This is a genomic window from Agromyces allii (assembly GCF_009749385.1).
Classification (GTDB): domain Bacteria; phylum Actinomycetota; class Actinomycetes; order Actinomycetales; family Microbacteriaceae; genus Agromyces; species Agromyces allii.
Map to the genome: position 1 here is coordinate 98,432 of NZ_WBIN01000016.1, position 13,631 is coordinate 112,062.

Here is a 13,631-nt window from a genome sequence, read left to right on the forward strand (position 1 = left end):
CCCTTGCATGCATGGGCGCCGACCGGTCCAATCGGTCGGCGCTCACGATGCAGGCGGGGCTCAGTCCTCCCAGGCGTAGGGCGCACGCGCGGCCTGGGCCGCGACCAGCTCCGCCCGGTGCTCCGGGTTCGCCGCCACCCGTGCGGCCGCGACGGCGAGCCCGATCGCCCCGTCGAGCAGGGCCCGGTCCGCCGCGGGCGTCAGCGCGATCGCCGCGTACTCGGGGCTGTGGCCCGGCGTGGCCGCGTCGATGCCGCGGATCGCGATCATGGGGTGGATCGCCGGCAGGTACTGCGAGACGTCCGCCATGTCGGTCGACCCCGAGGGGGCGTCGTGCGGCAGGTCCCTCAGCTCGTAGCCGAGTTCTCGCAGCACGTCGTCGAAGTGCTCGGCGAGGCGCTCGTCCTGCTTCAGCACGCCGTACGGCAGCTCGGGCAGCTCGATCTCGAGCGTGCAGCCGCTCGCCTGCGCGGCGCCCGCCAGGCACTCGCGCACACGGCGGCGCACGACCGCCCAGTCCTCGGCGTTCGCGGCCCGCATCTCGATCTCGAGTTCCGCGTGCGCCGGGATGATGTTCGCCGCCTCGCCCGCGTTGCGCACGAACGACGAGAGCACCGTGCCGCGCTTGAGCTGCTGGCGCAGCAGGCCGAGCGCGACCTGGGTGATGGTCGCCGCGTCGCCCGCGTTCACACCTTCGTGCGGGCCGGCGGCGGCGTGCGCGGGCAGTCCGGTGAACCGCACGATGATGCGTTCGAGCGCCATCGTCGTCATCGGCGCCGTACGGTACTGGTCTGCGCCGCCGCCGTGCACCATGAGCGAGAACGTGGTGTCGTTCCACGCGCCCTCGCGCAGCATCAGGATCTTGCCGCCGCCGAGCTCCTCCGCCGGCGACCCGAGCAGCTTGACGCGGATGCCGAGCTCGTCGGCGACCGCCCGCAGGCCGATCGCGGCGCCGACGCCCGCTGCGGCGATGAGGTTGTGTCCGCAACCGTGCCCCACGCCGGGCAGCGCGTCGTACTCCGAGACGAAGGCGACCGTGACGTCGCCGCTGCCGTAGACGCCCTCGACGGCGGTCGGCAGCCCGTAGGCTCCGCGTTCGACCTCGAACCCGTTCGCCTCGAGCGCGACGGCGACCCGCTCGGCCGCACGGTGCTCCTCGAACGCGAGCTCGGGGTCCTCGCCGATGGCGTGGCTGAGGGAGACGAGCTCGTCGCGTCGTGCCTCGATGGCTGCGGTGACGGATGCCTCGAGCTCGGCGTTCGTGCGGAGCGCGGCGGCAGTGCCGGCGGCGGTGGGGGCGGTGATGGTCATGAGGTGGCTCCGATCGTGAGTGCGTCGTCGGTGGAGGTCTGTTCCGGTGCGGGCGCGGCGGATGCCTCGTCCACGCGTGAGCGGCCGAGCGAGAGGGCGACGACCGCGGCCACGACGTTGAGGCCGGCGAACACGCCCCAGATGAGCTGGAACGCGGCGAGTGCGGGCGCGGGCGGCGCCGCGGCATCCGCCCCACTGCTCGAGAGCAGGACGGCGGCGAGCACGGAGGCCACGAAGGCGCCGGCGAGCGCACCGCCGAGCGTGCGGGTGGTGTTGTAGACGCCCGAGACGGAGGCTGCGGAGGACTCCGGTGCCCGTTCGACGACGAGTCCGGGCAGGATGCCGAACGCGATGCCCGAGCCGAACGCCGAGAGCGCACCGAGCCCGACCACGATGACGAGCTCGCGGGGCGCGAACACCATGCCGCCGACGCCGATCGCGATGCAGAGGCATCCGATCGCCACCGCGAAGCGCGAGCCGATGCCCTTGGCGACGCGGTACGAGAGGAACGCGCCCGCGCTCGAGAACAGGGCGGTCGCGCCGAAGACGAGGCCGACGAGGCCCGCGGAACCGCCGAGGCCGTAGCCGACGGCACCCGGGTCGGCGGTGAAGTAGAGCACGGTGGGCGTCTGGTTGCCGAACAGTGCCATCGACGCGAGGAACCCGACGACGAGCGCGGGCAGGAGGCGCGCGCCCTTGAGCGCCTTCACGTCGACGAGCGGCGTCGAGACGCGCGATTCCGCGATGAAGAAGCCGACCAGCGCGAGCACGCCGATGACGAGCGGAAGCACGACCGAGATCGAGCCCCAGCCCGCGGCCGGCCCTTCGGAGAGGCCGTACATGACGCCGACGAGCGCGATGCCGAGGGTCGTCGCGCCGAGCCAGTCGACGGCGCGGGTCGCGTCGCCCGCGTCGCGGGGCACGAGCGTCCAGACGATCGGGATGAAGAGCACCAGCACGGCCGCGGGCAGGAACTGCACGACGGGCAGGTTGCCGATCGCGTCCATCGCGACGCCGCCGAGCACCGCGCCGAGCGCGACGCCGATCGTGAGCATGCCCACGAGGTAGCCGATGATGCGGTTGGCGCGCGCGGGCCGGAAGTGCTTGAGGAGGGCCATCTCGAGGGGGAGGCAGGCGGCGACCGGGCCCTGGATGACAGCGCCGAGGAGCACGAGCGGGAAGACCGGGGCGAACGCGATGAGCACCGAGCCCGCGGCCGAGAGCACGACGGCGATGACGAGCAGCCTCTGGCGGCCGAAGCGGTCGGCCAGCACGACCATGAGCGGCACCGAGACCGCCGAGGAGAGCAGGCCGACGGTGAGCACCCAGCTCACGGCGCCGCCGGACACGGCGTAGTGGTCGGCGATGTTGCCGAGCAGGGGCACGATCCATCCTTGGATCAGGCCGCTGAAGAGTTCGAGGGTGATGAGCACGGGAACGAGGAAGCGGCCGACCCGGAGGTCGGCAGCTGCAAGGGGTTGAACGGTCACGACGGGTCCACTTCGATCGACGGTGATTGCGGTGTTCGCAAGATTCTGCGCGTCCCACGCATTCCCCGGTTAGGATGCCGGATATTCACAGAATCGATGGTGATCATGCGCGCATCCGGCCTCGACGACCTCGATCTGCAGATTCTCCACGCGCTGCAGGTCGAGCCCCGCGTGCCGTGGACCGCGCTCGCCCCGATCCTCGGCAGCGATCCAGCGACCCTTGCACGACGCTGGGCGCGCATCGAGCGCGCGGGGTTCGCGTGGCTCACCACGCTGCCGGGCAGTGCCGACGAGAGCGCCGCCGCGATCATCGAGTTCAGCTGCGCGCCCGGCCAGGCGACACGCACGGCCGAGGAGCTCTCGCTCGACCCGTCGGTGTACTCGATCGACCTCACCAGCGGGCGTCGCGACCTCGTCGCCACGCTCGTCGCGCCGAACGACGCCGAGCTCGCGGAAGCCGTCATCGAGCGGTTCGGTCGGCTCACCGGCGTGCGCTCGGTGCAGTCGCACATCGTCAACCTCACCCTGCGACTCGGCTCGAACTGGACCGTTCGCGCGCTGTCCGACGCGCAGGTCGACCGCATCCCCGCACCCCGCCCGCCGAGGGCCGGCTCGGCCAGGCACGTCGATCCGACCGTCGTCGAGGGCATGCGGCGCGTGCTCGAGCGCGACGGACGAGCCTCGTACGGCACGATCGCCGAGCGGCTCGGCATCAGCCCGCAGCGCGCGGGCGACTACCTCGCGAGGCTCCGGCAGACCGATCGGCTGCTCATCCGCGCCGACGTCTCGGGCCCGTACTCGACGTGGCCGATCGTGTCGTGGTTCTTCATCCAGGCCCCGACGGCGACGATCGAGTCGAGCGCCGCGAAGCTCGCCGAGATGCCAGAGGTGCAGTTCGCGACCGTCGTGACCGGCCCGTACAACGTCATCGTCGCCGTCAGCTCGAAGTCCCGCGCCGAGGTCGTGCGCCGCGAGGCCGACCTCGAACGCAGCCTCCCCGGGGCGCGCATCGTCGACCGGTCGATGGTGCTGCGCGTGCACAAGCACCTCGGGCGCCTGATCTCCCCCGAGGGATTCGCCACGGGCGAATCGATCCCGCTGGCCTGACCTGATCCCGTCGGCCCGACCTGATCCTGCCGGCCCGGCCATCCGATCGCCCACGTTGAGCAGGCCGGCCATCCCCCGCGAGGCGGAGCGCTCGACCCGCAGCACGCCCACGACCATCCGTGCGGGGGATGCCGCGGCCCCGCGGCATCCGTACCGTGAGGGCATGCTCGAACTCCACGACGTCACCAAGCGCTACGGCGAGCGCCTCGCCCTCGATCACGTGAGCTTCGCCGTCGGCGACGGTCGGCTCACCGGATTCGTCGGCGGCAACGGCGCCGGCAAGACCACGACCATGCGGATCATCCTGGGCGTGCTCGCGTCCGACGGCGGAACCGTGCTGCTCGACGGCGCGCCCGTCGGCGCGGCCGACCGGCGCCGCTTCGGCTACATGCCGGAGGAACGCGGCCTGTACCCCAAGATGAAGGTGCTCGAGCAGACGGTCTACCTGGCCCGCCTGCACGGCTGGGCTCCGGCCGCCGCACGGGCCAACGCGCTCGAACTGCTCGAACGCCTCGGCCTCGGCGAGCGCACCGACGACACCATCGAGTCGCTCTCGCTCGGCAACCAGCAGCGCGCGCAGATCGCCGCGGCGCTCGTGCACCGCCCCGAGATGCTCGTGCTCGACGAACCGTTCTCGGGCCTCGACCCGATGGCGGTCGAGACGGTGCAGGCCGTGCTCGCGGATGTCGCGGCCACCGGCGTGCCCGTCCTGTTCTCGTCGCACCAGCTCGACATCGTCGAACGCCTCTGCGACGACCTCGTGATCATCGCGGGCGGGCGCATCGCGGCATCCGGAACCGGCGAGGCCCTGCGCACGCAGCACGGAACCGAGCGCTGGGAGCTGCTCGTCGCGGGCGACGCCGGGTGGCTGCGCCAGCAGCCTGGCATCAGCGTCGTCGAGTTCGACGGCGGCTGGGCCGTGTTCGAGGCCGAGTCGGATGCCGCACGCGAGGCCGCGCTCACCGAGGCCGTCTCGCGTGGCGGCCTCGTCAGCTTCTCCCGCGAGCGCACGTCGCTCGCCCAGATCTTCAAGGAGGTCGTGCAGTGAGCACCACCCTGGATCGCCCCGCGACCCCCCGCTTCGTCGACAGCGCGAGCCTCATCGCCGGCCGCGAGATCACGATGCGCCTGCGCAGCAAGACGTTCCTCATCTCCACGGGCGTGCTCATGCTCGCGGTGCTCGCGTCGGTCGTGCTGGGCAGCCTGTTCGGCGGGCAGAACGAGGCGACGAAGGTCGCCGTCGTGGCGGGCGCCTCGTCGGTCGTCGACGGCAACGCCGCGCTCGACCCGGTGCCGGTCGACGACCAGGCCGCGGGCGAGCAGTTGCTGCGCGACGGCGAGGTCGACGCGATCGTCGTGCCCTCGACATCCGACCCGCTGGGCATCACCGTGATCGGGCTCGACCAGACCCCGAGCGGCGTCGCCTCGGCCCTCGCCGTCTACCCGAGCGTCGAGCTGCTCGAGCCGGCCGCGGTCGACCCGATGCTCGCGTACTTCGTCGCCTTCGGCTTCGGCATCGTGTTCTTCATGTCGGCGCTGACGTTCGGATCGACCATCGCCCAGTCGGTCGTCGAGGAGAAGCAGACCCGCGTGGTCGAGATCCTGCTCTCGACCGTCTCGGCGCGGGCGCTGCTCACGGGCAAGGTCGTCGGCAACAGCGTGCTCGCGTTCGGGCAGATCCTCGCGATCGCGGTCATCGCCCTGCTCGGGCTCATGCTGACCGGCCAGAAGGTGCTGCTCGGCGGTCTCGGCACGTCGGTGGTCTGGTTCATCGTGTTCTTCGCGATCGGCTTCGTGATGCTCGCGGCGCTCTTCGCGGCGACGGCGGCGATGGTCTCGCGCGCCGAGGACATCGGTTCCGTCACGACCCCCGTGACGATGCTCGTGATGCTGCCGTACTTCCTCGTCATCTTCTTCAACGACAACCCCACGGTGCTCGCGATCATGAGCTACGTGCCGTTCTCGGCGCCGGTCGGCATGCCCATGCGCGTGTTCCTCGGCACGGCCGAGTGGTGGGAGCCGATCGTCTCGCTCGCGATCCTGCTGGCCACCACGATCGCCGCCGTGCTCATCGGCGAGCGCATCTACCGCAACTCGCTCCTCAAGACGGGTGCCCGCGTGAAGCTCGGCGACGCGCTGCGCGGCTGAGCGCACCGAGCACGAACAGCGCGAGCGGATGCCGCGGGCGGGGGCCCGCGGCATCCGTGCGTCGTATCGGGCAGCGGTTCGCCGACCCGGCGCACCGGATGTTGTATCGACAGCGATTGCCCGCTCGGCGCTCGTGTTCACCTGCCTTTCACCGCGAAGCGGGCGGGTCGCGGGCGGACCGCGTGAATCGGCGGCGAACATGTCTCGACAACTTCCGAATCCCGGTGCCCGGCCATCGCGGCTGCCGAAGACTGGGCTCGCGGCGGCATCCGTCGCCGCGACACCCACCGGAAGGCCCAGCTTTCATGCCATCGCCGAACCGCGCGATCCGCGCCGTCTCGACCACGTTCCTCGCCGCCGCCCTCGTCGCGGCGCCCATCTGCGCGCAGGCCGCCTCGGCCGCACCGGCCGCACCCGCCGCACCCGCCGCCGACGGCTCCCGCACCGCGAAGACCCTCGTGGTCGGCATCGACGGTGCGAGCTTCGACTTCCTCGAGGCGGCCGAGATGCCGAACCTCGACTCGCTCCGCTCCGCGGGGTTGACCGCGGCGAGCAACCTCTACGCGCAGCCGATGGCGGGCACCGTCTCGGGCGCGGGCTGGTCGACCATCGCCACGGGCGTCTGGCCCGACAAGCACCGGGTTCCCGACAACAACTTCAGCAACCCGAACTACGGCGAGTACCCCGACTACCTCACGCGCATCGAGACCGCGAAGCCCGAGCGCTCGACGCTCGTCATCGGCACCTGGGGCCCGATCCCGGGGACCATCTTCGGCCCGAAGGTCGACCAGCGCATCGCGGGCGGCAACGACGTGGGCACCACCGCGAGGACCGTGGCGGCCCTCTCCACCGGCAACCCCGACGACGTGTTCGTGCACCTCGACGAGGTCGACGGCGCCGGGCACTCGGTCGGCACCAACGGCGCCGCGTACGGCGCGGCGCTGAAGCGCGCCGACGCCCAGCTCGGCGAGATCCTCGCCGCCGTCGAGGCCCGCCCCACCCGGGCCGCCGAGGACTGGACGATCATCGTCACGGCCGACCACGGCCACACCCCGACCGGCGGTCACGGCGGCAGCTCGCCCGCCGAGCGCAAGGTCTTCGTCATCGCTGCGGGCCCCGGCATCGCCGCCGGCTCGGTGCGCGACGACGTCAAGATCTCCGACATCGCGCCGACCGTGCTCGCCGCCGCCGGCATCGCCGCCGACGCCTCCTGGAAGCTCGACGGCACGGCCCTCGGCGATCTGAAGGCCGACGACTTCGACTCGCTCCGTCCCGTGCTGCAGGGCAAGGTCGACGAGACGCGTCCCGCCGCGGGCACGGTCGGCTGGACGCATGCGACGCCCGAGGGCTGGAGCATCGACAACTCGAAGATGCCCGCCGGCGGCGTCACCGAGTGGGCCGGATGGTCGTTCGCGACCGACGACTTCTGGACCAACGTCGAACTCGGCCAGCGTCGTGAGACGAGCGTGCGCAGCCGAAACGTGTTCGCCGTCGCCGACTCCGACGAGTGGGACGACAAGTCGCACGCCGCGGGCCAGTTCGACTCCACCCTCGTGAGCCCGGCGTACGCGCTGACCGGCGCCGCGACCGCGACCCTCGCGTACGCGACGAACTACTTCATCGACGGCCCGCAGTCGGCCGAGGTGTCGGTGAGCTTCGACGGCGGTGCGCCGCAGTCGCTGAAGTCGTACTCGGTGAACGCCAACGCGAACGAGCGTCTCGCCTTCGACGTGCCGGCCGGCGCCCGCACCGCGCAGTTCCGCTTCCACTACACGGGCACGAACAGCGCCTTCTGGACGGTCGACCGCGTGGCGTTCGAGCAGGCTGCGGCACCCGTCGCACCCGACACGACGAAGCCCGTCGCGACGCTCGTGACCCCGACCACGGGCGGGCCGTTCCGCGCGTTCGACGTGCAGGTCGACGCGACCGACGACCGCGGCCTGAAGCGCATCGTGGCGAACGTCTACCGCGACGGCACCCTCGTCAAGAGCACGCAGACCCCGGTCGGCGGCGCGACGAGCGGCACCCACCGTGCGACCGTGACGCTCCCCGACGGCGCGTACACCGTGAAGTTCAACGCCGAGGACCTCGCGGGCAACATCGCGAAGACGGGCACGTCCGCGTTCACGATCGACGCGACCGCGCCGACCGCGACCGTGAAGACGGGCGCCGGTGAGACGGTCGGCGCCGACGGCACCTACGAGAAGGTCAGCTTCAAGCTCTTCGACGCCGGCAAGATCGACAAGGTCGAGCTCAACGGCGTGGTCAAGGACCTGACGGACAACGCCTGGTCCGACCTCAACTTCGTGAAGCCGGGCGTCTTCGGCGCGATCGCAGGCGCGAACACCCTCGTCGTGCACGACGTCGCCGGCAACACCCGCACGGTCGGGTTCACGCTGCTCGGCTGACCCTCGAGCACGGCGAGCGGATGCCGCGGGCGGCTGCCCGCGGCATCCGTGCGCGTGCTGCGCGGCCGACGCGCGTTCCGTGCGCCGCCGACACGATGCCGCCGGGACGCAAGTGGCAGGATGGTTCGGTGAGCCTCGAGAACAGCCCCCTGCATGACACCACCATTCGTGGTTTCGCCTCCGACAACTACTCGGGCGTGCACCCCGAGGTCCTGGCCGCGATCGCTGCGGCCAACGGCGGACACCAGATCGCCTACGGCGAAGACGCGTACACCGAGCGCCTGCAGCAGGTGTTCGCGCACCACTTCGGCGAGGGCGTCGAGGCGTTCCCGGTCTTCAACGGCACGGGCGCGAACGTGACCGGCCTGCAGTCGATGCTGCCGCGCTGGGGCGCCGTGATCTCGGCGAAGACGGCGCACATCAACTCCGATGAGGGCGGTGCGCCCGAGCGCGTCGGCGGCATGAAGCTGCTCACGGTCGTCGCGCCCGACGGCAAGCTCACCCCCGAACTCATCGACGAAGAGGCGTGGGGCTGGGGCGACGAGCACCGCGCGCAGCCGCTCGTCGTGTCGATCACGCAGACCTCCGAGCTCGGCACGCTGTACACGCCCGACGAGGTGCGCGCGATCGCCGACCACGCCCACGAGCGCGGCATGTTCCTCCACATGGACGGCGCCCGCCTCTCGAACGCCGCCGCATCGCTCGACCTGCCGTTGCGCGCGTTCACGCGCGATGCCGGCGTCGACGTGCTGAGCTTCGGCGGCACCAAGAACGGCGCGCTCGGCGCCGAGGCCATCGTCGTGCTGAACCCCGCGGCATCCGAAGGACTCAAGTACCTGCGCAAGCTCAACATGCAGCTCGCCTCGAAGATGCGCTTCGTGTCGGCGCAGCTCATCGCGCTGCTCGAGGGCGACCTGTGGATCGAGAGCGCCTCGCACGCCAATGCCATGGCCAGGCGCCTTCGCGACGCCCTCGACGCCGGCATCGCCGCGGGCGAGCTGCCCGGGCTCGGCTTCAGCCAGCCCACCCAGTCCAACGGCGTGTTCGCCGTGCTGCCCCTCGGCGTCGCCGACCGCCTGCGCGACCGCGGATTCAAGTTCTACGACTGGGATGCCGCGAAGGGCGAGGTGCGCTGGATGTGCTCGTTCGACACGAGCGAGGCCGACATCGACGCGTTCGTCGCCGGCATCCGCGAGGAGCTCGCGGCCGCCTAGCGTCTCAGCTCGGGTCGGCGATGCGCTCGATCGGGATCGCGACGCCGAGGATCCGCTCGGCCGCGCGGTGCCCCGAGAGCAGCGCACCGTGCACGGTCGCGGGGTCGGTGCTCCAGGTCGCCTCTCCGGCGAGGTGGAGCACGCCCCCGATCGGCGTGGACATCGCGTCGTGGTCGTCGTGCGAGGCGCCGCGCGCCACGTAGGAGTACGACCCGAGACTGAAGGGGTCGATTCCCCACCGGGTGATCCAGTGCCCGGTCGGCTCCCCGACCGCGTCGCCGTAGTTGCGCCGGAGCGCCTCGAGCACCGAGCCGACGATCTCGTCGTCGTCCATCTCCTCGATGCGCCGCGCCCACTCGCCGCCCGCGAAGGTCAGCAGCATCGGCGTGCCGCTCACGGCGGAGACGTCGTACCAGGAGTGCCACGGAACGCCCTCGGGGCCGAGCTGGCGGATCGCGTAGGCGTCCTCCTGCCAGAAGCGCTCGGGGAACTGCAGGAACACCTTGTCGAACGTGCCCATGCCGAGCCGCTCGATGGGCCCGGCCGCCGTCTCCGGAAGCGCCGGCTCGAACGCGATCGCGCCCGCCTTGAGCACCCCGAGGGGCACGGTGACGACAACCTGCGCCGCCTCGAACTCCTCCGAGTCCGTGACGACCCGAACCCCGGATGCCGACCACGTCACCGCGGTGACCCGCTGCTCGAGCCGGATGTCGAGCCCGCGGGCCAGCCCGGTCGCGAGCGCGTCGTAGCCGCCCGGGAACACGACCTCGTCGCCGTCGATCGCGTCCTCGTCGAGGCCGTGGGCGTCGACCTCCTCGTTGTCCGCGCCGCACTGCTCCTCGGTGCGGTGACGGTAGAACCCGCGCACCCGCTCCGTGCGCGCGGCGTCCCACCCGAGACCGGCGAGTGCGCGCTCGGCGACCTGCGCGTAGCTCTCGCCGTGCTCCGTCTCGGCGACCACGGTCGCGAGGCGCTCGTCGGCGGCCGCGACATCCGCGACCCATCGATCGGTCGCGAGCGCGTCGAGTTCGGCGTGCGACTCGTCGTAGTTCGCGATCGGGCGACCGCCGGCCTGGAAGCTGCCGACGGTGAACTCCGCGGTCTCCATGCCGAACGCCTCGACGAGGTCGGTGAGCGGGTTGCCGTCGAGGCCGTGGATCCACGAGGCCCCTCGGTCGACGCTGAAGCCCGGAGAGCGGTCGGTCCACGTGCGGCCGCCGATGCGGTCGCGCGCCTCGACGACGACGACGCGCTGGCCGGCCGCGTGAAGCAGGCGGGCCGCGGTGAGGCCGGCGACGCCAGCTCCGACGATGACGGTGTCGAACATGGGATTCGGGTCCTTCGGTTCAGAGGAGATGGGGAAGTCCGGTACCCGGCGTGGCCCGCCGGCGTGCACTCGCGCTCAATCGGGTGCGAGCACCTCGGTGTCGCGGTTGAGCGAGCGCTTCTCGAAGTAGTCGCGCGAGTTCGGGAACAGCGCCCACACGAACATGAGCACGACGCCGAGCACGAGCGAGCCCACGCCGATGAGGAACGCACTGCCGATGCCGGCGAGCTGGGAGTACCCGTAGTCGGGGTTCGCCATGTCGATCGCCGACTGCACGAAGGCCCAGGCCATGAATACGCCGCCGAGCAGCGGGAACACGAAGCGGTAGAACGCGTTCCGCCAGCTGTCGAAGAGGTTGCGCCGGAAGTACCAGATGCACGCGAAGCTCGCGATGCCGTAGAAGAACGCGATGGCGAGGCCGATCGAGAGCACCGAGTCGGCGAGCACGCTCGTCGAGATCGCGTTCATGCCCGCGTAGTAGATGATGGCGATGACGCCGATGAGCGTGGTCGAGAAGGTCGGCGTCTTCGACACCGAGTGCACCTTCGCGAACCGGGCCGGAAGCGCCTTGTAGACGCCCATGGCGAAGGTGCCGCGCGCCGTCGGCAGGATCGTCGTCTGCGACGACGAGAGCGCCGAGATCGCGACGGCGATCACGAGGAACCACCCGAGCGGGCCCATCGCCATGCCGGCGAGGCCCGAGAACACGTCGTCGGCGTGCGCCTCGTTCGCGAGTCCGGTGCCCGTGTCGCCGAGTCCGGCGTACATCATCGCGACGACGGTCACGCCCACGTAGGTGATGAGCAGCACGAGCGTCGAGAGCGTCGCCGCTCGCCCGGGCGTACGCCGGGGATCCTTCGTCTCCTCGGTGAGCGCGAGGCAGGTGTCCCAGCCCCAGTAAATGAAGAGCGCGAGCAGGATCGCCTGCACCATGCCGGTGCCGTCGGCGAGGAACGGGTTGAACCAGTCGAGCGAGACCGGGGTCGGATCGGGGGCGTTGCCGCTGAAGTAGCCGATGAGGCATCCGCCGACGAACGCGGCCATCGCGAGGTACTGGATCGCGAGCAGCACCTGCTGCATCCGCTCGCCGATCTCGACGCCGCGGAGCGAGATCCACGTCATGGCCGCGATGATCACGCAGCCGAAGGCCGTGACGATGAAGCGGTTGTCCGAGAGCGATCCGTCGCCGATCAGGCTGAGCAGGTAGACCGAGGCGATCTCGGCGAGGTTCGCCATGACGAGCACGCCCGCGACCGCGATGCTCCAGCCGGCCAGCCAGCCCGTGCGCGGACCGAACGCCTTCGCCGCCCACGTGAACACGGTGCCGCAGTCGGGCACGTCGTTGTTGAGCTCCCGGTAGGCGAACGCGGTGAACAGCATCGGCACGAACGCCAGGATGAACGCGACGGGCGCCTGCGCGCCGACCGCGATGATGACGTAGCCGAGTGTGGCCGCGAGCGAGAAGAGCGGGGCCGTCGAGGCGATGCCGATGACCGTCGAGCCCCAGAGCCCGAGCTTGTCGATCGCCAGTCCCTTCGTGGGCGTCGGATCGGTGGATGCCGCGGCGCCAGCCGTTGGAGTGCTCATCGGGTACCTTCTCGCCGTCGAGTGCGGTGCTTCTCGGGGAAATCCGGGAGATGCTGTCGCAACACTCTACACGCCCGACCGACTAGTCGGTCGGTACGCGGGACGAATGGCTCCGCGGCGAGTGGATCTCATCCGGTGCACTCCGGGTGCGGCGCCGCCCTGGCGTGGCCGCACGGATGCGGAGGGGGCCCGGGAATCAGGCCGCGGGACCGCCGCCCTGCAAGCCCTCGAGCGTGCCGACGAGGGCGCCGACGTGGTCGGCCGTGAGGAGGTCGTCGCCCTCCGGGCGGCTCATGAGCGCGTTGTAGTTCATGCCGTCGCCGGCGAAGAGCACGAGGCGCGCGAGCCCCGGATCGTTCGTCGCCGCCACGAGCACCTCGAACCAGTCGTCGCGGCACGCGCGCAGCACCTCGAGGGCGCCCTCATCGCCGGTCTGGGCGATGCGGTAGGCGGCATCGAAGAGCCGCTCGAGCTCGCTGTCGCGATCGAGCGAGGAGGTGAGGTAGTAGCGGACCGCCCCCTCCGGCGTGGAGCGCATCATCTCGGCGTCGCGGCGCGCTTGGGCCCGGAGCTCGACGAAAAGCGCCGAGCGCAGGGCGCTCACCGACGAGAAGTGGTGCAGCGCACCGGACTTCGACAGGCCGGCCCGACGCGCCACGCTCTCGAGGGTCGCATCGCGGATGCCGCGCTCCACCAGGAGATCCGTGTAGGCGGTGAGCACGCGGCCGGCCGGCCCCTCGACGGTGATCATCTGGCCATCGTACGAGGCGCGCAGGCGCCGTGCCGCCTCAACGAGGAAAGGCCGCCCATCGGGCGGCCTTCGGCGTGCACGTCGCGAAGCCCTCGAGGGGCCCGGCGTTCGCGTACGTGGCGTTAAATGCAGGAAGGCCACCCCTCTGGGGTGGCCTTCCTGGTAATGGTTGTCCGGCGGTGTCCTACTCTCCCACAGGGTCCCCCCTGCAGTACCATCGGCGCTGCGAGTCTTAGCTTCCGGGTTCGGAATGTGTCCGGGCGTTTCCCTCGCGCTATGGCCGCCGAA

General features: G+C 71.2%; 10 protein-coding genes and 1 rRNA gene. 5 read left to right on the forward strand and 6 right to left on the reverse strand.

Annotation, left to right across the window (positions count from 1 at the left end; translation table 11 throughout):
• Positions 1-60 precede the first annotated feature (60 nt).
• On the reverse strand, positions 61-1,311 hold the full coding sequence (locus tag GQR16_RS18150) for an amidohydrolase (protein WP_157416574.1): 1,251 nt from the start codon (positions 1,309-1,311) through the stop codon (positions 61-63).
• Positions 1,308-2,801 carry an MFS transporter gene (locus tag GQR16_RS18155; protein WP_170298566.1) on the reverse strand — a complete coding sequence of 498 codons (1,494 nt, stop codon included), beginning with the start codon at positions 2,799-2,801 and terminating at the stop codon, positions 1,308-1,310. Before GQR16_RS18155 ends, GQR16_RS18150 begins: the two co-directional genes overlap by 4 nt.
• Positions 2,802-2,897: 96 nt before the next feature.
• Here GQR16_RS18155 and GQR16_RS18160 point away from each other — a divergent pair, with 96 nt between their 5' ends.
• The 5 genes from GQR16_RS18160 (at position 2,898) to GQR16_RS18180 (ending at position 9,678) form a co-directional block, all read left to right on the forward strand.
• Positions 2,898-3,908 (forward strand): Lrp/AsnC family transcriptional regulator, encoded by a 1,011-nt coding sequence (locus GQR16_RS18160; RefSeq protein WP_157416576.1) that lies wholly within the window; start codon positions 2,898-2,900, stop codon positions 3,906-3,908.
• Between the two features lie 163 nt (positions 3,909-4,071).
• A complete protein-coding gene (locus GQR16_RS18165; protein ID WP_157416589.1) occupies positions 4,072-4,956 on the forward strand; it encodes an ABC transporter ATP-binding protein in 885 nt (294 codons plus the stop codon).
• Entirely contained in the window at positions 4,953-6,056 is a 1,104-nt protein-coding gene (locus GQR16_RS18170; RefSeq protein ID WP_157416577.1) for an ABC transporter permease, read from the forward strand. Before GQR16_RS18165 ends, GQR16_RS18170 begins: the two co-directional genes overlap by 4 nt.
• Positions 6,057-6,361: 305 nt before the next feature.
• Positions 6,362-8,464, forward strand: coding sequence for an alkaline phosphatase family protein (locus GQR16_RS18175; RefSeq protein WP_246200923.1), 2,103 nt, complete (start codon positions 6,362-6,364; stop codon positions 8,462-8,464).
• A gap of 95 nt (positions 8,465-8,559) precedes the next feature.
• The gene (locus GQR16_RS18180; protein WP_157416578.1) at positions 8,560-9,678 is read left to right on the forward strand and encodes a beta-eliminating lyase-related protein; all 1,119 of its coding nucleotides are present in this window, start codon (positions 8,560-8,562) and stop codon (positions 9,676-9,678) included.
• 4 nt (positions 9,679-9,682) lie between these two features.
• Here GQR16_RS18180 and GQR16_RS18185 read toward each other — a convergent pair whose 3' ends face one another.
• The 4 genes from GQR16_RS18185 to rrf form a co-directional block, all read right to left on the reverse strand.
• Positions 9,683-11,005, reverse strand: coding sequence for a flavin monoamine oxidase family protein (locus GQR16_RS18185; RefSeq protein WP_157416579.1), 1,323 nt, complete (start codon positions 11,003-11,005; stop codon positions 9,683-9,685).
• A 75-nt stretch (positions 11,006-11,080) separates the two neighbouring features.
• Positions 11,081-12,592, reverse strand: a complete 1,512-nt coding sequence (locus GQR16_RS18190) for an APC family permease (RefSeq protein WP_157416580.1) — start codon at positions 12,590-12,592, stop codon at positions 11,081-11,083.
• Between the two features lie 196 nt (positions 12,593-12,788).
• Entirely contained in the window at positions 12,789-13,343 is a 555-nt protein-coding gene (locus GQR16_RS18195) for a TetR/AcrR family transcriptional regulator (protein ID WP_157416581.1), read from the reverse strand.
• A gap of 171 nt (positions 13,344-13,514) precedes the next feature.
• Positions 13,515-13,631: ribosomal RNA gene (rrf, locus tag GQR16_RS18200) — 5S ribosomal RNA — on the reverse strand.

Bases quoted from the DNA above. Each gene is read 5' to 3' on its own strand.
- GQR16_RS18150 (WP_157416574.1), bottom strand. From the start codon at position 1,311: ATGACCATCACCGCCCCCACCGCCGCCGGCACTGCCGCCGCGCTCCGC.
- GQR16_RS18160 (WP_157416576.1), top strand. From the start codon at position 2,898: ATGGTGATCATGCGCGCATCCGGCCTCGACGACCTCGATCTGCAGATT.
- GQR16_RS18165 (WP_157416589.1), top strand. From the start codon at position 4,072: ATGCTCGAACTCCACGACGTCACCAAGCGCTACGGCGAGCGCCTCGCC.
- GQR16_RS18175 (WP_246200923.1), top strand. From the start codon at position 6,362: ATGCCATCGCCGAACCGCGCGATCCGCGCCGTCTCGACCACGTTCCTC.
- GQR16_RS18180 (WP_157416578.1), top strand. From the start codon at position 8,560: ATGCCGCCGGGACGCAAGTGGCAGGATGGTTCGGTGAGCCTCGAGAAC.
- GQR16_RS18185 (WP_157416579.1), bottom strand. From the start codon at position 11,005: ATGTTCGACACCGTCATCGTCGGAGCTGGCGTCGCCGGCCTCACCGCG.
- GQR16_RS18190 (WP_157416580.1), bottom strand. From the start codon at position 12,592: ATGAGCACTCCAACGGCTGGCGCCGCGGCATCCACCGATCCGACGCCC.
- GQR16_RS18195 (WP_157416581.1), bottom strand. From the start codon at position 13,343: ATGATCACCGTCGAGGGGCCGGCCGGCCGCGTGCTCACCGCCTACACG.